We start from the raw sequence: 17,879 nt of genomic DNA on the forward strand, positions 1-17,879 counted from the left end.
CGGGCGGGCAAAGGGCATAGATTGACCTTTGCCTTGATTACCCTTATGGGAAGTTACAGCAACACCAAACCCAGAGAAAGGAGGTTTTCACTTGGCGTATGTACCCGTACCCAAAGACTTATCCAAAGTCAAGACAAAAGTAGCGTTCAACCTTACCAAACGGCAGATTGTATGTTTTGCGGCGGCTCTCCTGTTCGGCTTGCCGCTTTTCTTTCTGCTCAAAGACAGCACAGGCACAAGCCTTGCGTCTATGGCTATGATTGCCGTCATGCTGCCCTGTTTCCTCTTTGCCATGTATGAGAAGCATGGACAGCCCCTTGAAGTGGTGGTGAAGAACATCATTCAGACGAAATTCATAGCCCCCAAAGAACGACCATACAGGACAGACAACTTTTATTCCGTCTTAGAACGGCAGAGAAAACTTGAAAAGGAGGTATCAGCGATTGCAAAAGGAAACACGAAGAAACAGCGCGGCGGGAAGCGCAAAGCCTAACCCGCCCCGCAAGCTCACCCGCGCCGAGAAAAAGCAGATTGCGGAAATCATCAGACAGGCAAAGGGCGACGGGAAAGCGCACACCGCGCAGCAGACAATCCCTTATATCCAGATGTACCCGGACGGTATCTGCAAGGTTACGGGACGGAAATACTCAAAGACCGTCGCCTTTGAAGATATTAACTATCAGCTTGCACAGGCAGACGACAAGACCGCCATTTTTGAGAACTGGTGCGACTTCCTCAACTACTTTGACGCTTCCGTTTCGGTGCAGCTCTCTTTCATCAATCAGGGGACGCAGCGCGGCGAAGCGGAAAAGGCGGTCAATATCCCGGCACAGGAGGACGCTTTCAATTCTATCCGCACAGAATACCGGGATATGCTGAAAAACCAGCTTGCAAAGGGCAACAACGGGCTTGTCAAAGCAAAATATATCACCTTTGCCATTGAAGCCGACAGTCTGGGCGCGGCGAAATCCCGCCTTGCCCGTATCGAAACGGACGTACTCAACAACTTTAAGCTCTTGGGCGTGTCTGCCCGCCCCATGACAGGCTATGAACGCCTTAAAATGCTGCATGGCATTTTCCACCCGGAGGGCGGGCAGTTTGCCTTTGATTTTTCATGGCTTGCCCCGTCCGGGCTTTCCACAAAGGACTTTATCGCCCCGTCCTCTTTCCGTTTTGGCGAGGGGCGGTATTTCCGCATGGGGCGCAAAATCGGCGCGGTTTCATTCCTTGAAATCCTTGCGCCGGAATTAAACGACCGTATCTTATCTGACATTCTGGACTTGGAAACGGGCGTTATCGTCAATCTGCATATCCACAGTATCGACCAGACCGAAGCCATAAAGACAATCAAGCGGAAAATCACCGACCTTGACAAAATGAAAATCGAAGAACAGAAAAAAGCGGTACGCAGCGGCTACGACATGGATATAATCCCGTCCGACCTTGCCACTTTCGGCAGCGAAGCGAAGAACCTCTTACAGGACTTGCAGAGCCGGAATGAAAGAATGTTCCTCTTGACGTTCCTTGTGGTGAACATGGCAGACACAAAAAGGAAACTGGAAAATGACGTATTCGCGGCGGCGGGCATTGCACAGAAGAACAACTGCGCCTTAACCCGCCTTGACTACCAACAGGAAGCGGGGCTTATGTCCTCTGTACCGCTTGGGGAGAACCTTATCCCCATTCAAAGAGGGCTTACCACGTCAAGCACCGCTATCTTTATCCCCTTTATCACGCAGGAGCTTTTTCAGACGGGCGCGGCTTTGTACTATGGCTTAAACGCCCTTAGTAACAACATGATACTCTGCGACCGCAAGCAGCTAAAGAACCCCAACGGCTTAATCTTGGGTACGCCGGGAAGCGGGAAATCCTTTGCCGCCAAACGGGAAATGACAAACGCTTTCCTCATTACCGACGACGACATAATTATCTGCGACCCGGAAGCAGAGTATTTTTCCCTTGTGCAGCGGCTTGACGGGCAAGTGATACGGTTATCGCCTACGGGCAAGGGCATTGACGGGAAGCCCCAGTATGTGAACCCTATGGATATTAACCTCAATTACAGCGAGGACGACAGCCCCCTTGCGCTGAAATCCGACTTTATCCTCTCCCTCTGCGAGCTTGTCATAGGCGGCAAGGAGGGCTTGCAGCCCGTCGATAAGACCGTCATTGACCGCGCTGTTAGGAACGTGTACCGCCCTTTCCTTGCAGACCCCGACCCGGAGAAAATGCCTATCTTGGGCGACCTCTACAACGAGCTTTTGAAGCAGCCGGAGCCGGAAGCGGCGCGTATCGCGGCGGCGTTGGAGCTTTATGTTTCCGGGAGCCTTAACGTCTTTAACCACAGGACGAATGTAGAGCTTTCAAACCGCCTTGTCTGCTTTGACATCAAGCAGCTTGGGAAGCAGCTCAAAAAATTAGGTATGCTCATTGTGCAGGACCAGGTATGGAACCGCGTCACCGTCAACCGGGCAGAAAGGAAATCCACCCGGTATTTTATGGACGAATTTCATCTTCTCTTGAAAGAGGAACAGACCGCCGCCTATTCCGTTGAAATCTGGAAGCGTTTCAGAAAATGGGGCGGCATACCCACAGCAATCACGCAGAACGTCAAAGATTTGCTTGCTTCCCGCGAAGTGGAGAATATCTTTGAAAACTCTGATTTTGTCCTCATGCTCAATCAGGCGGCGGGCGACCGGGCTATCCTTGCAAAGCAGCTCAACATCTCCCCGCAGCAGATGAAGTATGTCACCCACACCGAAGCGGGCGAGGGGCTTATCTTCTACGGGAACGTGGTGCTGCCCTTTGTAGACCGCTTCCCGAAAGACACCGAGCTTTACCGGGTAATGACGACGAAGCCGGAGGAAGTGGGCGAAGCATGAACGGGCTGAAAACTGACACAATCATCAACCGGGACGCGCTCTATGCCTTGCGGGAGCTTCCAGAGGAAAGCGTACACTGTTGCGTCACAAGCCCGCCCTACTATGCGCTTAGGGATTACGGGCTTGATATGCAGATTGGGCGGGAGGACACGCCGGAGCAGTACATTGACAGGCTGACCGAGGTTTTCCGCGAGCTGCGCCGGGTACTGCGTTCTGACGGTACGCTCTGGCTGAATATCGCGGACACCTACTGCGGCACAGGAAATAAAGGCTACCATGCAGACCCGAAGAACCCGAAAGGCAGAAACGGACAGCAGATTGCAAGAAACAACCGCGTTTCCGGCTGCAAACAAAAGGACTTAATCGGTATCCCTTGGCTTTTAGCCTTTGCCCTACGCGCTGACGGGTGGTATTTACGGAGCGACATTATCTGGCAGAAAGAAAACCCCATGCCGGAGAGCGTGAAAGACCGCCCTACCCGCTGCTATGAACATATCTTTCTGCTTACGAAGTCAAAGAAGTATTTTTATGACGCAGCCGCCATAGCCGAGCCGTTAGCCCCCACAACGGCGGCGCGGTACCGCACCGGGCGCAGCGCGGGACAGAAATATGCGGACGAAGTACCCGGACAGGGGAACGTACAGGGGCTTAACCGGGCGCGAAGCGGCAGCTACTACGACGAAGCCCTCATGCCGACCATGCGGAACAGGCGGGACGTGTGGCTTATCAATACCGTTCCCTACAAGGGCGGGCATTTCGCCGCGTTCCCGCCAAAACTTGCCGAAACCTGTATCAAGGCGGGCTGTCCGAAAGGCGGCGTTGTGCTTGACCCCTTTTTCGGCAGCGGCACGACGGGGGCAGCCGCAAAGCAGCTTGACAGGCATTATATAGGCATTGAGATAAACGCCGAGTATTGCGCCCTTGCAAGGGCGCGGATTGGAGGGACAGACACATAAAACAATATAAGGCGCGTGAAAAAGTCACGCAGAAAATGACCCGCGAGGGGGCTGTCGAGGTAAACGCCGCTACCGGGAAAAAGAAACGTATCAGCAAGCGGATAAGGGACGCGGACTTTGCAAAGACCGAAGCCCCACCGCAGCCGGAACAGGCAGCGCAGCCCCTACCGGGCGGCGCAACTTCCCCGCCCTTAACCGACACGCCGCCGCTTCCCCATGCGCCGGGGGCAGAACGGGAACAGGACACCGCAGCAGCCGAGCGCGTCTTGGAACGTATCGACGGGGCGCGTACCAGAAAGGCGAGCAAAAAGGCGGCGAGGAAAGCACAGGCAGAAGCCACAGCAAAAGAAAAATCTTCCCGCTTGCAGTTTACCGACGAGGAACGGGCAACGCCGGAGCTTGAAAGGTATATCCGAAAATCGGACAAAGCAGCCGACCGTCTGGACGCGGCAAAGGCGGCTATCCCCAAAGAAAAGAAACTTGTACGGGAGCGCACCTTTGATGAAGCCACCGGGAAAGGCAAGACCCGCCTACATTTTGAGGAACAGGAAAAGCCCATAGGAAAGAATAAGCCCCACAATAACCCGCTATCCCGCCCCGCACAGGAAGCGGGTATTTTCGTCCACAACAAGATACATTCCGTTGAAAAGGACAATTCCGGCGTTGAGGGGGCGCACAAATCCGAAGAACTGGCAGAGCGCGGCGCAAAGTACGGGGCGCGGAAAGTCAAGGAGGGCTACCACAGCCACAAGCTCAAACCCTACCGGGCGGCGGCAAAGGCAGAGAAAGCGGCGTTCAAGGCGAATGTGGATTTTCAGTACCATAAAGCCCTGCATGACAATCCGCAGATTGCGGGCAATCCCCTTTCCCGCTTCATGCAGAAGCAGCAAATCAAGCGGCAGTATGCAAAGTCGGCAAGGAAAGGCGGCGCAAAAACGGCGCAGAAAGCCGCAGAGAACACCCGCAAGGCGGCAAAAAAGACCGCCGAGGAAACAAAAAAGGCAATCGCTTTTGTAGGGCGGCACCCGGCGGGCGTATGTATCGCCGTTGCCGCGCTACTCTTATTCATCATGGTATCGGCGGGGCTTTCCTCTTGCGGTTCCATGTTCTCCGGCTTGATGAACGGCATACTTGGGACTTCCTACACGTCGGAGGACAGCGACCTTGTGGCGACGGAGAACAATTACGCCGCAAAGGAAAACGAGCTTCAGCAGCAGATTGACAATATCGAAAGCACCCACCCCGGCTATGACGAATACCGCTATGACCTTGACAGTATCGGGCATAACCCCCATGAGTTAGCGTCCTACCTCACCGCCCTTTTACAGACCTACACCCCGCAGAGCGCACAGGCAGAGCTAAATCGCGTCTTTGCCATGCAGTACACTTTGACGCTGACAGAAGAAACGGAAATCCGCTACCGCACAGAAACAAGCACAGACCCGGAAACAGGGGAAACGACCACCGAGGAAGTACCCTACGAGTACCATATCCTCAACGTGAAGCTGACGAACAAGCCCATTTCCGAGATTGCGGAGGAACTTCTAACGCCACAGCAGCTTGAAATGTACCGCGTCTATCTGGAAACAAGCGGAAACAAACCGCTGATTTTCGGCGGCGGCTCCCCCGATATGGGCGCGTCCGAGGATTTAAGCGGCGTACAGCTTGTAAACGGCACACGCCCCGGCAACACCGCCGTTGTAGACCTTGCGAAGCGGCAAGTCGGCAACGTGGGCGGGCGACCCTTTTGGAGCTGGTACGGATTTAACAGCCGCGTGGAATGGTGCGCCTGTTTCGTTTCATGGTGCTACAATCAAGCCGGAAAGAGCGAGCCGCGCTTTGCCGGGTGCCAGTCACAGGGCGTACCCTGGTTCCAGTCACGCGGGCAATGGGGCGCGAGGGGCTATGAGAATATCGCCCCCGGCGACGCTATCTTTTTCGACTGGGACGGGGACGGGAGCGCAGACCATGTGGGGCTTGTTATCGGAACGGACGGGGAGCGCGTCTATACCGTCGAGGGCAATTCCGGCGACGCCTGCAAGATAAAGAGCTACCCCGTCAATTACTCCTGTATCAAAGGCTATGGGCTGATGAACTGGAATTAACATATTTTTGAGCAAAGAAAGGAGAAATTTATTGATGGCTATGAACAAAATTGAACGTATCGACAAAGAGATTGCAAAGACCCGCGAGAAAATCACCGAGTACCAGAACAGATTAAGGGGGCTTGAAGCGCAGAAAACCGAAGCGGAAAACCTGCAAATCGTACAGCTTGTGCGCTCCATGCGCCTTTCCCCGCATGAGCTTTCCGCTATGCTTTCCGGCGGCGGTATTCCGGGCATGGAAGCCGCGCCGGGCTACCCCGCAGAACCCGCAGACCACGACACCGAAGAAATGGAGGACACCGAGAATGAATAAGAAAATCCTTAGAACCTTGACCGCACTCTGCGCCGCCCTCATGCTGACGGGCGGCTTTTCCGTCACCGCCTTTGCACAGACCCCGGAGGGACAGGACGCGACCGACGACAGCGGCGTTGTCTATGAGGAACCCGAAAAGGAAGAACCCCTTACCCCGGACGGGAACGCGACCCTTGTAGACGATTTCGGCGGCAACAAGCAGCTTATCACAGTGACGACCAAAAACGGCAATTACTTTTATATCCTTATCGACCGGGACGACGAGGGCGAGGACACCGTACATTTCCTTAATCAAGTGGACGAAGCCGACCTTATGGCACTCATGGAGGACGGAAGCACCGAAGCAGCCCCGCCCGCCGTTTGCAGTTGCACCGATAAATGCGAAGCCGGAAAGGTAAATGTGAGCTGCCCTGTCTGCAAGGACAACATGACCGCTTGCAGCGGCAAGGAAGCGGAGCCGGAAACCGAGAAACCAACAGAGCAGCCCAAAGAGAAAGGCAATACAGGCGGGCTTGTGCTTTTCCTTGTCGTGGCACTTCTTGGCGGCGGGGGCGCGTTCTATTATTTTAAGTTTATGAAGCCAAAGCAGAACGTCAAGGGCGACACCGACCTTGAAGATTTCGATTTTGACGATTACGACGAGGACGAGGGGGACGGGCTTTCTGATGAAGAACAGGAGGACGAGGAAGCATGACGCTTTTTACCGAAAACCCTTTAGAAAAAATGATGGTACAAAGACCCACCGGGCGGCGTGACAGTGCGCCGCCCGTTCCAAAATCCCCGGCGTGTATGCGTTGCCCTTATAAGGCGCAATCCCCCTGTATCGGCTATTGTCTGAAACAGGCACAGGAGAAGAAGCACACCGCGCCGGAACGCTGAAAGGAGGATTTTTTCATGGCATTTAGACTTGTGATTGCAGAAAAGCCGAGCGTGGCGCAGACTATCGCCGCCGCGCTTGGCATTAAGGGGAAACAGGACGGGTATATCGAGGGCGGCGGCTACCTCATTTCATGGTGCGTCGGGCATTTGGTACAGCTTGCGGAAGCTGCCGCCTACGGGGAGCAATATAAAAAATGGAGTTTTGACAGCTTACCCATTCTGCCGGAGGAATGGCAGTACGCCGTTGACCCGGACAAGGGGAAGCAATTCAAAACCATTAAAGAGCTTATGCACCGCGCCGACGTTTCCGAAGTGGTAAATGCGTGTGACGCGGGGCGCGAGGGTGAATTGATTTTCCGCTTTGTCTACGAAGTGGCGGGCTGCAAGAAGCCCATGCGCCGCTTGTGGATTTCTTCAATGGAGGACGGGGCGATTAAGGCGGGCTTTGCTTCCCTCAAAGACGGGCGGGACTATGGCGCGCTCTTTGCGTCCGCCCTCTGCCGCGCAAAGGCTGACTGGCTTATCGGCATTAACGCCACCCGGCTTTTCTCCTGCCTGTATGGAAAGACCTTGAACGTGGGGCGCGTCCAGACCCCGACCTTAAAAATGCTCACCGACCGGGACGCGGCTATCTCCCATTTCCAGAAAGAAAAATATTATCATGTTCGCCTTGATTTATCCGGCGCGGACGCGGCAAGCGAAAGGATTTCGGACAAGGCAGAAGCCGACGCGCTGAAAGGGGCTTGCGAAGCGGGAAAGGCGGTATGCGTTTCCCTTACCAGAGAGAAGAAAACCGCAGCCCCGCCAAAGCTCTTTGACCTTACCTCTTTGCAGCGGGAAACGAACCGCATTTTCGGTTACACCGCAAAGCAGACCCTTGACCTTGCACAATCCCTTTATGAAAAGCGGCTCCTTACTTATCCGAGGACGGACAGCAGCTTTCTTACTGACGACATGGGCGGCACCGCAGCGGACATTATCGCGCTGCTCTGCGAAAAGCTCCCCTTTATGGCGGGCGCGGACTTCACGCCGGAGATTGCAAAGGTATTAGACAGCAAGAAAGTATCAGACCACCACGCAATCATTCCCACTATGGAGCTTGCAAAGGCTGACCCGGACGCGCTGCCGGAAAGCGAGAAGAATATCCTTACCCTTGCGGGGGCGCGTCTGCTTTTTGCCACCGCCGAGCCGCATATTTATGAAGCGGTTACGGCGGTTTTCTCATGCGCCGGGACAGACTTCACCGCAAGGGGAAAGACCGTACTTGCGGAGGGTTGGAAAGAGCTTGAACGCAGATACCGGGCGACGCTGAAAGATAAGCCCGAAGCAGAGGACGGGGAAAATGAGGGCGTGACGCTGCCGGAGCTTTCCGAGGGACAGAACTTTCCTAACCCCGCCGCAAAAGTAACGGAGCATACCACAACGCCGCCGAAGCCCCACAGCGAAGCGTCGCTTCTCTCTGCTATGGAGCGAGCCGGGAACGGGGACACCGACCCGGACGCGGAACGCCGGGGGCTTGGCACTCCCGCCACCCGCGCCGCCGTCATTGAAAAACTGGTAAAGGGCGGCTTTGCAGAGCGCAAGGGGAAGCAGCTTATCCCCACGCAGAACGGAGCCGCCCTTATATCAGTCTTGCCGGATATGCTCACTTCCCCGCAGCTTACCGCAGAATGGGAAAACAATCTGACGCAGATAGCAAAGGGAGCCGCAGACCCCGGCGAATTTCTGTCCGGCATTGAAGCTATGGCGCGGGAGCTTGTGCAGACACACGCCGCAGCACTGGACGGGAAAAAGGATTTGTTCCGGGAGGAAAAGCCCTCTGTCGGCAAATGCCCCCGTTGCGGTTCCCCCGTCCATGAGGGGAAGAAAAACTATTATTGCAGCAACAAAGAATGTGCCTTTGTCATGTGGAAGAATGACCGCTTTTTCGAGGAACGCAAGACCGCTTTTTCCGCGAAGATTGCCGCCGCGCTCCTTAAATCCGGCAAAGTGAATGTGAAGAAGCTCTATTCCCCGAAAACAGGCAAGACCTATGACGGAACTATCGTTCTGGCTGACACTGGCGGGAAATACGTCAACTACCGTATCGAAGTACAGAAGAACTAAAAACTTGAATAGCAAGCATAGGAAGCGGGTACCCACTTCCGTAAATCCCTGTCCTGCCGCTGACGCGCCGGACGGGGATTTTGCTTGTTGGGAAGTTTCCCAAACCCTCTAAAAAAATGAAAAAATTGTTGGCATAACGCACAGCCCACCGTAGTACGGGGCGAACCCCAAAAGCGCGGCGGTGCGCCGCCATTTCAGAAAGGAGCGAATGAATGGAAAAGAAAAAAGGTTACTCCATGTTTGAGCGTGACAAGTTAGACCCGGCTGACAGTATGCGGATAGAGCGAAATATTTATTTTGAGGAACAGACCGCTGACCTTTCCGGGCTTACCGCCCTGCCCTTAGAACAGTTACAGGCATTGCGGGAAGAATACGCGGCGGCTGAACAGGCAGCTTTTGAAGCCTTGCAAGAACAGGCGGCGGCATGGGACGAACAGGCGGGAAAGACCCTTGCCATTGACAAAGCCATTGAGTATGTGAGGACACCCGAAGCTACGCATACCGCGAACCAGTGGGAAGCTACGGACTACGGGAAGCACATCAGCAACCGCGTCTACCAAATGCGCTACCACATATCCGAGAATACCCGGTATGACAGGGAAAAAGAGAAATCCATTCCCTATTCGTGGACGCTTTCATGGAGTATTTACACCAACAGCCCCCACAATTACGGACAGGCAAAAATCGCCGGACAGGAAAGGAAAGTCTTTGCAGACAAGGCAGCTATGGAAAAATATCTGAATGGGCGTATCAAAGCCTATCAGCATTTATTCACCGAGGTATCGCCGCCTATCCCGCCAGAGTATGCAGAGCATTTCAAAGTAAACGGGCAGCTTTTACCGGGCTATGCTATCGAGGGCGAGGAACGGGCGCAGCCTACCGCTGAAAAAGCAGCCCCCACCACAGCAGAGCCGCCACAGGACACCGAACAGAGAAAGGAGCGTGAAACCATAAACGAGCAGTTTTCAATTCTTATCGACAGCCGCAGCCGCTTTGAAACAGGCAAACCGGGCGGCGTGTGGCTTCCCATGCCGACCACAACAGAGCAGCTTCATGCGGCTATGGAAAGCGTCGGCATTACCGCAGACAATCCGCAGGATTTTTTCATCAACGGGTATTCTTCTACGGAGGACTGCCCCTTTGACTTGCCGCTTTCCGTTATCCAAAGCGCAAGCATGGACGAGCTGAATTATTTTGGAAAACTTCTGGAAATGCAGAGTGACGGGGACAAGGATAAATTTGCGGCGGCGGTTACACATGGCGAGTATGCCGGAAGCATGAAAGACCTTATCAACCTTGCACAAAACCTTGACTGTTACTGGCTCTATCCCACTGTCCGCAGCGAAGAAGATTACGGTTATTATCTTATCGACGAACTGGACGAGCTGGAGCTTCCCGAAGAAGCAAAGAAATATTTCAAGTATGAAGAATACGGGCGGGACGCAGTTAGCAAGGATAAGGGGCAGTTTACCGAACAGGGCTATATCTATAACAATCAGAACACCTTTACCGAATGGTATCGGGGAACGGAAAACGAGATACCCAAAGAATACCGCGTTATGAGCTTCCCACAGCCGGAACGCGGCGGACAGGACAAGACCTTTATGGACGCAGCCGCCACAGAGCAGACCGCCCGAACCGCCGCAGAGCAGCCACAGGAGCCGCACCCGGTTATCCCTATCGTGCTGACAGCCGGGAAGCCCGCCGAGAAATTAAAAGAGATTACCGACCGTCTGGAACAGGGCATTACGGAACTCTTTGACAGCGAGCGTTACAAGGAATATCTGAAAGTCATGTCAAAATTCCATAATTACAGCTTCCGAAACACCGTCCTTATCGCCATGCAGAAGCCGGACGCTTCCCTTTTGGCGGGCTTTTCCGCTTGGAAGAACAACTTTGAGCGAAATGTGATGAGAGGGCAAAAGGGAATTAAAATCATTGCCCCGTCGCCCTATAAAATCAAACAGGAAATGCAGAAAATCGACCCGCACACGCAGAAGCCCATAATCGGCAAGGACGGAAAGCCCGTCACCGAGGAAAAGGAAATCACCATACCCGCCTACAAGGTGGTATCCGTCTTTGACGTTTCCCAGACCGAGGGAAAGGAACTGCCGGACATTGCCGTTGACGAACTGACAGGCGACGTTGACCGCTATAAGGACTTTTTCGCAGCCCTTGAAAAGACTTCCCCCGTTCCTATCGCCTTTGAGAATATCGAGGGCGGCTCTCATGGCTACTACCACTTGGAGGACAAGCGCATTGCTATCAACGAGGGCATGAGCGAATTACAGACCTTAAAGACCGCCATTCACGAAATCGCCCATGCGAAGCTGCACGACATTGACCTCAACGCGCCAAAGGACGAGCAACCCCGCGTTGACCGCCGCACCCGCGAAGTCGAAGCGGAAAGCGTCGCCTATACCGTCTGCCAACATTACGGGCTTGACACGTCGGACTATTCTTTCGGCTATGTCGCCGGGTGGAGCAGCGGGCGGGAGCTGTCCGAGCTGAAAAGCTCCCTTGAAACGATACGCAGCGCAGCCGCCGAGATTATCAATTCCATAGACGCGAATTTTGCGGAGCTGCAAAAGGCACAGGACAAGGAGCAGACCGCCGGACAGGAGCAGCCCACCAGAGAGGGACAAGAAGCCGCGCCACAGCCGGAAGCCCCGAAAAAAGCAGATACAGCCGGGAAAGAAAAGCCGGAAGCAGCCCCGAAAGAAGCCTTTACCCCGGAAACGATTTACAGAGTGCGCCGGAACCCTTACAGCGACAGCCGGGAAAACAGCCACCTCTTGCAAGCCTATGTGACACAGGAGAACGGGCGGGCGAAAATGGGCGACGTGCTTTATACGGGAACGCCGGAGAAATGCCGCGAGCTTATGGGGCAGCTCAAAAGCGGCGAGCTGACCGAGGGCGACGTAAAGCAGCTTTACGCAAAGGCACAGGAAACGGCGCAGACCACCGGACAGGACAAGGACACCTTTTCCATTTACCAGATAAAGGGCGGGGACGAAACAAGGGACTTCCGCTTTGAGCCTTACGACCGCCTGCAGGCGGCGGGAAATGTGGTTGATAAAGCGAACTATGAGCTTGTCTATTCCGCGCCCCTTGCGCCGGAAACTTCCCTTGAAGATATTTATACCCGCTTCAATATCGACCACCCAAAAGATTTTAAGGGACACAGCCTTTCCGTTTCGGACGTGGTAGTGCTTCATCAGAACGGACAGGACACCGCGCATTACGTTGACAGCGTAGGCTTCCGGCAAGTGCCGGAGTTTTTACAGGAGCAGAAGCAGCTTACCCCGGACGAGCTGACAACGGGCGAAACAATCCAGACACCGAGGGGGACTTTCCATGTGACCGCCATGAGCCGGGAGCAGATAGAAGCCGCCGGATATGGCTTTCACCACCAGTCGGACGACGGAAAGTATCTGATTATGGGGAACGGGACGCGGGCGTTTGCTGTTGCCGCAGAGCAGCCGGAAAAGGCAAACCCCTTGAAGCATATCGAGGACACCGTAGAGCAGAACGACAACAACTTTGACGGTATCATCAACAACACCCCTACCGTTGACGAACTGGAAGCAAAGGTTAAGGCGGGAGAAACAATTTCCCTTGTTGACCTGGCTAACGCGGTCAAAGCCGACAAAGAGCGCGGCAAGGAAGCGAAGCCGGAAAAGAAGCCCTCTATCCGGGCGCAGCTTAGGGCTGACAAGGAAAAGGCGCAGAAGAAAAACGCAAAGCAGAAATTACAGGATTTGGAAAGGAGCTGACCCATGCCGAAACAGAGTAAATTTGAGAACGTGGATTTGTTCGCTTCCCTCAATGCGGTTATGAAGCAGAACACAGGCTTTTACCAGAGCGACTTGGAGATTGACAAGGAGATTATCGCAAAGGCGGCGGCAAGCCCCCGCAAGGAGGACAAGACCCTTTTGTGGTTCTGCCGCCCGTCCGGGACGCATTGCTTCCGGGAGCGCGACGTTTTCCTCAAAGACACCGCGCCCCACAACACATGGCGTTTCTACATGGAGCAGACGAGCGACCGCGTCCTTGCCTATGCAATCGAGCTAACGGGGACGGAGCGCGGGAAAATCAAGGGCAATCTGTACGAACTGGACTACGCTAAACATTATGAGCGCGTCAAGGAAAAGGAGCTGCCCGCCGATACGGTGAAGCTGATTTATGAGCATGGGGAACGGGAGATACCCGCCGGACAGTTTTTCAACGGCAATCCCGATTATGAGCTTGGAAAGTTTGAACGCTTTGAAGCCGTACCCAACGACCCGGACGCGCTGCAATCGCTCTTACAGGAAGAACGGCGCAGCCGGGAGCAGCTTCCGCCGGGGGATTTCAAGGCGCATATCGCCGCATTGCGGGACGGGCTGATTGAAACGGAAGCGCGGCGCATTGTACGGGAAATGAAGCGGCACGACACGCCGAACAGCCCCAACAAGACCCATTTCATGGTAGAGCTTTCCCCGGCGTTCATGCAGCTTGCAGCCACAAAGGACACTGACCGCCTTTTCTCCATGCTGCCCTACAAGACCCTTGCCTTTTCCAAAATCGAGGGCAGACATGGGACGTATGCGCTGATTGACAAGGGGGAGAACCGGGACAGGAAGATAAGGAAGCCCCGCCCCTCTATCCGGGCGCAGCTTAAAGCAGACAAGGCAAAGACCGCCCCGAAAAAGGCGGCGGCAAAAACAAAAAATCACGATATGGAGGTATGAGCATGATTAGACTGACTGTTGAAGAAACAAACCTTTTGAGCATTTACAACGAGGGCGGCAAGCGGGCTTTGATTGAGAATGTCAACGCCGCGCTGCCCTACATGGACGCGGATATGCGGGAGCTTGCAAAGCGCACCCTTTCCAAAGTGGACGCTTTGACCGAAGCGGAATTTGCAGAGCTTCCCATTTACGCCGCTGATGAAGTATGAACGGGGTTAAGCGGCTGACGCCGCCCCAGAGCCGGAAAGTCAACGCCCTTGTGCGCCGGACGTGCTGCAATTATGATAACGGGAACTGTATCTTACTGGACGACGGGGACGAGTGCGTTTGTCCGCAGCTCATTTCCTATTCGCTTCTCTGCAAGTGGTTCCGGGCTGCGGTGCTTCCCGCCGACAGGCTACTCTATGCGGAGCTTTACCAGACAGGGGACAAGAAGAAGTGTACCGAGTGCGGCGCGTTCTTTGCGTCAACCTCTAACAGTGTCAAATACTGCCCCGTCTGCCGGAAGCGTATCACCCGCAGACAAGCTGCCGAGCGCATGAGGAAAAGACGCACCCCTGTTACGCAGTAGGTGCGGAAAATCCCTTGATTTACAGGGCTTTCCGGGCGTGAAAATCGGATAGGCGATACTTTATACCTTTACCCCCGAAAATGGCGTTCTACTGCGTAACATTCACGAAAACAGCACCCATAAAAAGACAGGGCGCGGAAGTCATATACTGGCTTCCGCGCCCTGTTCTTTTTTTGCCTATCTGACATTTCCCTTTTCCATTTCTTCAAGCGGGAACTGCGGGAGGGCTTCTATCAGCTTCTTTGTGATAGACTGGCGCATATCTTCGTTGATTTCCTGTTTCGTGCTTCCGTCTGGCTGTCTGACCGCTACCGTCGATAGCCTGTCGATTTCGTCCTTGTAGCAATCCACGACTTTCTCCACCGCCCATTTCTCCCCGGCAACGGCGGCGCGTATGGTTTCATATTCCGGCATTTTCTGGTTTTCCATGCTCAACGCTCCTCTGCTTTTTGATAGCCCTATCATAGCACAGCGGCGGGGATTTTGCTATCCTTATCCGCGTTCTGTTTCCTTTTCCCGTTCCGGCTGTCTGTCTGCCTGTAAAATGCTGTCAATGTTCTGCTTGATAATATCATATTCCCGGACTTTCTTTTTCAATTTTCCATAGTCGGCGTAAAGGGCTTCTTTCTGCGCTTGGAGGGCTTCATACTCCGATTGCAGCGCGGCGAGGTTCGGGAGCTTCGCAATGCCCGCCGCTTTCAGTGACCTTACGGCGGCTTCATGGAGGATAATTGCCTGTTCCTGTCCGGCGCGGTACTTCTCCCTGTTCCTTGCCTTGCGGTATGCGTCATAGACAGGCTTTGTCTTTTGATAGGTGGAAACATTCTTGATAAGCACCGCCATTTCCGCAAGCCGCTTTTCGGCGTTCTTCAATGCGTCTGCCGCCTGTCCGCTTTCCGCTGCCATTTCCTCAATCCGGCTGACTAAATCCGCGTACTGCTCAATCTTATGTTCCGTCAAGAAATTCATTGTTTTAGCTGCCTGTTTCAGATTGTGGATTTTCGCCCACTGTTCATAGCCCTTACTCTGCGCTGCCTTGATACTGTTCTCAATGTCGATAAGCAGCGACACGCCGCGCTGCTCTCTGGGAGCTTTCGCCACCTTTGTCCGTCTGCCCGCTATCCGTTCCCTTACGGCTTCCTCTGTATAGTCTGCGCCGAGGGTTTTAAGGCGGGTGAAGCGTTCCTGTCCGGGGGCGCGGCATGATACATATTTCCCCGGCTTTATCTCATAGCCCGCCGCCTGTAACCGCGTTAGCAATTCCTCAAAACTGGAAACTTGGGGGATAAGCGCGTCAACAGTGGTTTTCAGCTTGCCTTTCCAACTTGTACCCGTCTTTTCTGCCTGGTACTCCGCATAGCTCTTTCCCTTGCTGCCCTTGCCGGGGACGACAACGGACAAGCCATTTTCCCGGCACAGCTTGTCGCTCATGTTCCGTATGCCGTAATAGCTCCTTTTGTTGGAATTGTATTTATGGTGGTCTACAAAGTTCACCGCGCAAAAAATGATATGGTTATGGACGTGTCCTTTGTCAATGTGCGTCGTGAGTACATACTCATGCTGCCCCTTTGTTACCGCGTCGGCAAGCTGCTTTCCGATTTCATGGGCTTTCTGATAATCGACTTCCCCCGGCTCAAAGGACTGTATCAGATGAAAGGCTAAATTGTTCCCCTTTTGGAGTGCTTGCGACAGGGTATATTCAAACTCAATATCTGCCGTTTCATAGGAGCAACCGAAAGAGGACACAAGCATTTTCCCGTCCGTCTTGTCCGGGTTTTCGATATAGTCAAGGGCTTTGCTTAGAGTGCTTTTAATAGGCTTAATCTTTGTAACCGCCATATCTCCGCAAGCACCCCCTTTATTTCCTCTATGTCCTCTTGGTATGCGTTCCCCGTCGCGTTTACGCGGCGTGCTATCTGGTTGACGTTGACACCGATTTTCTGTATCTCTGCGGTCATAGCCTTTATATCGGCGTGGTCTATCTGAATGATATACCCGTCAATGGCAATCTTCCGCAGATACGCCGCCATGTTCCGGGTGGGTACGAGCTTCATTTTTTCCAGTATTAAATCCCGTTCCGCTTCCGTCACTCTGAATTTGATTTGCACTGTCCTTTTGCGTCCGTCCATGTGTTCGCTCCTTTCCTTTCCGTTCCGAGGGTTTGGGACACTTCCCAACAAGCAATTTTCAACCGACGCGCCGCAGCGCGGGAGGGCGAAAATACGGAAGTGGTACCCGCTTCCTATGCTTGCTACGAATGTTTTTATCCTTTAGGCTCTTATCACCTACTACGGAGAAAAAGCGATTTTGCCAAACTTACGCAAAAGAAAAACGCTGCAACCTCAAAAAAGATTACAACGCTTTCTAAATCCTGTTCAGTTTTAAGTCGGACATTCCTATTCGCCCTCTTTTTCGACTTCGGAAATCTCCTTTGCCGTTGCGGTTACAATCCGTATGCCTGTATCGCTCATACCGTCAAGAAGCGCGTCAAGCTGCCGCCGCTGCGTGTTCTTCTCCGGCGGCGTTTCTAAAAGGAATTGGTCTACGGATATATGGTAACGCTGTATCAGCTCAAAGAATATCTGTAAACTTGGGTGCTGCCCCTTGTTCTCAATGTTCGCAAGGTAGCGCGGCGAGATAAACATTTCGTCGCCTACTTTCTTGCGGCTCTCCTTGCATCCCTCACGCGCTGCCTTTATCGCTGCCCCAAAAGCCTTAAAGTCGTATCGTGGTACTGGTCTTTTTGCCATAGTTATTCACCCTATTACATTTTACTGTTCCCCTTTCTTCTTGGATATGTCTACGTAGTTCTATCAGTTAGCCAAAATAATTCATATATATATATGTTGACAACAAGCTGCTTTTGTATATAATATTATATAAAAGGGGGGGAATGTTTATGTTACATAGCATGCGTATTCGATAAGCATTGAAATCAAAAAAGATTTTTCCCATTTTCAATATGGGCTTTTTTGTCATGCTTATTTTGCGTATGCTATACAACAAAACTAACGACGTATAGACATAGTATAAAAACTATGCCTTAATTTTGTTGTAGTATTATATGTATAAATGCAGGTCAATGCTCATGTTGAGAATTGACCTGCATTTTTTTGCGCAAAAGGAGAAATATTATGCTTGAAAAATATTGGATAAAATGTCCAATTTGTAACGGAAAGACGAGGGTTCAAGTATTTTATAATACGGTATTAAGAAATTTTCCTCTTTTCTGCCCTAAATGTAAATTAACGCATATCGTTGATGTTGAAAAACTAGAAATCATAATCAAAAACTCTGAAAAACAAACTTTTTAATTTTGAAAAGGAAGGATATT

General features: G+C 52.9%; 17 protein-coding genes. 13 read left to right on the forward strand and 4 right to left on the reverse strand.

What is annotated here, in order from left to right:
• Positions 1-91: 91 nt before the first annotated feature.
• The 12 genes from EJE48_RS04295 (at position 92) to EJE48_RS04350 (ending at position 14,545) form a co-directional block, all read left to right on the forward strand.
• Positions 92-493 (forward strand): PrgI family protein, encoded by a 402-nt coding sequence (locus tag EJE48_RS04295; RefSeq protein ID WP_002569171.1) that lies wholly within the window; start codon positions 92-94, stop codon positions 491-493.
• A complete protein-coding gene (locus EJE48_RS04300) occupies positions 444-2,882 on the forward strand; it encodes a VirB4-like conjugal transfer ATPase, CD1110 family (protein WP_002569172.1) in 2,439 nt (812 codons plus the stop codon). Before EJE48_RS04295 ends, EJE48_RS04300 begins: the two co-directional genes overlap by 50 nt.
• Positions 2,879-3,838, forward strand: coding sequence for a DNA-methyltransferase (locus tag EJE48_RS04305; RefSeq protein ID WP_002569173.1), 960 nt, complete (start codon positions 2,879-2,881; stop codon positions 3,836-3,838). Before EJE48_RS04300 ends, EJE48_RS04305 begins: the two co-directional genes overlap by 4 nt.
• Positions 3,839-3,873: 35 nt before the next feature.
• Positions 3,874-5,943 carry a C40 family peptidase gene (locus tag EJE48_RS04310; RefSeq protein ID WP_002569174.1) on the forward strand — a complete coding sequence of 690 codons (2,070 nt, stop codon included), beginning with the start codon at positions 3,874-3,876 and terminating at the stop codon, positions 5,941-5,943.
• Between the two features lie 34 nt (positions 5,944-5,977).
• Positions 5,978-6,256 (forward strand): DUF4315 family protein, encoded by a 279-nt coding sequence (locus tag EJE48_RS04315; RefSeq protein WP_002569175.1) that lies wholly within the window; start codon positions 5,978-5,980, stop codon positions 6,254-6,256.
• Positions 6,249-6,950, forward strand: a complete 702-nt coding sequence (locus EJE48_RS04320) for a DUF4366 domain-containing protein (RefSeq protein WP_002569176.1) — start codon at positions 6,249-6,251, stop codon at positions 6,948-6,950. The genes EJE48_RS04315 and EJE48_RS04320 overlap by 8 nt, the downstream gene beginning before the upstream one ends.
• Positions 6,947-7,135, forward strand: coding sequence for a hypothetical protein (locus tag EJE48_RS04325; RefSeq protein WP_002569177.1), 189 nt, complete (start codon positions 6,947-6,949; stop codon positions 7,133-7,135). The genes EJE48_RS04320 and EJE48_RS04325 overlap by 4 nt, the downstream gene beginning before the upstream one ends.
• 15 nt (positions 7,136-7,150) lie before the next feature.
• Complete coding sequence (locus tag EJE48_RS04330; protein WP_002569178.1) at positions 7,151-9,241, forward strand: DNA topoisomerase 3; 2,091 nt, start codon at positions 7,151-7,153, stop codon at positions 9,239-9,241.
• 212 nt (positions 9,242-9,453) lie between these two features.
• Positions 9,454-13,017: a YodL domain-containing protein gene (locus tag EJE48_RS04335; RefSeq protein ID WP_002569179.1), complete on the forward strand. Its 3,564-nt coding sequence runs from the start codon at positions 9,454-9,456 to the stop codon at positions 13,015-13,017.
• Positions 13,018-13,020: 3 nt separating this feature from the next.
• Positions 13,021-13,974: a hypothetical protein gene (locus tag EJE48_RS04340; RefSeq protein WP_002569180.1), complete on the forward strand. Its 954-nt coding sequence runs from the start codon at positions 13,021-13,023 to the stop codon at positions 13,972-13,974.
• Positions 13,971-14,183, forward strand: coding sequence for a transposon-transfer assisting family protein (locus tag EJE48_RS04345; RefSeq protein ID WP_004607965.1), 213 nt, complete (start codon positions 13,971-13,973; stop codon positions 14,181-14,183). The genes EJE48_RS04340 and EJE48_RS04345 overlap by 4 nt, the downstream gene beginning before the upstream one ends.
• The gene (locus EJE48_RS04350) at positions 14,180-14,545 is read left to right on the forward strand and encodes a cysteine-rich VLP domain-containing protein (protein ID WP_002569182.1); all 366 of its coding nucleotides are present in this window, start codon (positions 14,180-14,182) and stop codon (positions 14,543-14,545) included. The genes EJE48_RS04345 and EJE48_RS04350 overlap by 4 nt, the downstream gene beginning before the upstream one ends.
• Positions 14,546-14,722: 177 nt before the next feature.
• On the opposite strand, the gene EJE48_RS04355 is transcribed toward EJE48_RS04350, so the two are convergent.
• From EJE48_RS04355 to EJE48_RS04370, 4 genes are all read right to left on the reverse strand, one after another.
• A complete protein-coding gene (locus EJE48_RS04355) occupies positions 14,723-14,974 on the reverse strand; it encodes a helix-turn-helix domain-containing protein (RefSeq protein ID WP_002569183.1) in 252 nt (83 codons plus the stop codon).
• 63 nt (positions 14,975-15,037) lie between these two features.
• The gene (locus tag EJE48_RS04360; RefSeq protein ID WP_002569184.1) at positions 15,038-16,384 is read right to left on the reverse strand and encodes a relaxase/mobilization nuclease domain-containing protein; all 1,347 of its coding nucleotides are present in this window, start codon (positions 16,382-16,384) and stop codon (positions 15,038-15,040) included.
• Positions 16,345-16,674 (reverse strand): plasmid mobilization protein, encoded by a 330-nt coding sequence (locus EJE48_RS04365; RefSeq protein ID WP_002569185.1) that lies wholly within the window; start codon positions 16,672-16,674, stop codon positions 16,345-16,347. Before EJE48_RS04365 ends, EJE48_RS04360 begins: the two co-directional genes overlap by 40 nt.
• Before the next feature lie 267 nt (positions 16,675-16,941).
• Complete coding sequence (locus EJE48_RS04370; protein WP_002569186.1) at positions 16,942-17,295, reverse strand: helix-turn-helix transcriptional regulator; 354 nt, start codon at positions 17,293-17,295, stop codon at positions 16,942-16,944.
• A 384-nt stretch (positions 17,296-17,679) separates the two neighbouring features.
• Between EJE48_RS04370 and EJE48_RS04375 the strand changes: the two genes are divergently transcribed.
• Positions 17,680-17,859 (forward strand): cysteine-rich KTR domain-containing protein, encoded by a 180-nt coding sequence (locus EJE48_RS04375; protein ID WP_002588768.1) that lies wholly within the window; start codon positions 17,680-17,682, stop codon positions 17,857-17,859.
• Positions 17,860-17,879 lie beyond the last annotated feature (20 nt).

The sequence above is a fragment of the Anaerotignum faecicola genome (assembly GCF_003865035.1).
GTDB classification, from domain to species: Bacteria; Bacillota; Clostridia; order Lachnospirales; family Anaerotignaceae; genus Anaerotignum_A; species Anaerotignum_A faecicola.

What these genes read in the sequence shown, in the direction of transcription:
- EJE48_RS04305 (WP_002569173.1), top strand. Translation starts at nt 2,879, where the DNA reads ATGAACGGGCTGAAAACTGACACAATCATCAACCGGGACGCGCTCTAT.
- EJE48_RS04310 (WP_002569174.1), top strand. Translation starts at nt 3,874, where the DNA reads ATGACCCGCGAGGGGGCTGTCGAGGTAAACGCCGCTACCGGGAAAAAG.
- EJE48_RS04315 (WP_002569175.1), top strand. Translation starts at nt 5,978, where the DNA reads ATGGCTATGAACAAAATTGAACGTATCGACAAAGAGATTGCAAAGACC.
- EJE48_RS04320 (WP_002569176.1), top strand. Translation starts at nt 6,249, where the DNA reads ATGAATAAGAAAATCCTTAGAACCTTGACCGCACTCTGCGCCGCCCTC.
- EJE48_RS04325 (WP_002569177.1), top strand. Translation starts at nt 6,947, where the DNA reads ATGACGCTTTTTACCGAAAACCCTTTAGAAAAAATGATGGTACAAAGA.
- EJE48_RS04330 (WP_002569178.1), top strand. Translation starts at nt 7,151, where the DNA reads ATGGCATTTAGACTTGTGATTGCAGAAAAGCCGAGCGTGGCGCAGACT.
- EJE48_RS04335 (WP_002569179.1), top strand. Translation starts at nt 9,454, where the DNA reads ATGGAAAAGAAAAAAGGTTACTCCATGTTTGAGCGTGACAAGTTAGAC.
- EJE48_RS04340 (WP_002569180.1), top strand. Translation starts at nt 13,021, where the DNA reads ATGCCGAAACAGAGTAAATTTGAGAACGTGGATTTGTTCGCTTCCCTC.
- EJE48_RS04345 (WP_004607965.1), top strand. Translation starts at nt 13,971, where the DNA reads ATGAGCATGATTAGACTGACTGTTGAAGAAACAAACCTTTTGAGCATT.
- EJE48_RS04350 (WP_002569182.1), top strand. Translation starts at nt 14,180, where the DNA reads ATGAACGGGGTTAAGCGGCTGACGCCGCCCCAGAGCCGGAAAGTCAAC.
- EJE48_RS04355 (WP_002569183.1), bottom strand. Translation starts at nt 14,974, where the DNA reads ATGGAAAACCAGAAAATGCCGGAATATGAAACCATACGCGCCGCCGTT.
- EJE48_RS04360 (WP_002569184.1), bottom strand. Translation starts at nt 16,384, where the DNA reads ATGGCGGTTACAAAGATTAAGCCTATTAAAAGCACTCTAAGCAAAGCC.
- EJE48_RS04365 (WP_002569185.1), bottom strand. Translation starts at nt 16,674, where the DNA reads ATGGACGGACGCAAAAGGACAGTGCAAATCAAATTCAGAGTGACGGAA.
- EJE48_RS04370 (WP_002569186.1), bottom strand. Translation starts at nt 17,295, where the DNA reads ATGGCAAAAAGACCAGTACCACGATACGACTTTAAGGCTTTTGGGGCA.
- EJE48_RS04375 (WP_002588768.1), top strand. Translation starts at nt 17,680, where the DNA reads ATGCTTGAAAAATATTGGATAAAATGTCCAATTTGTAACGGAAAGACG.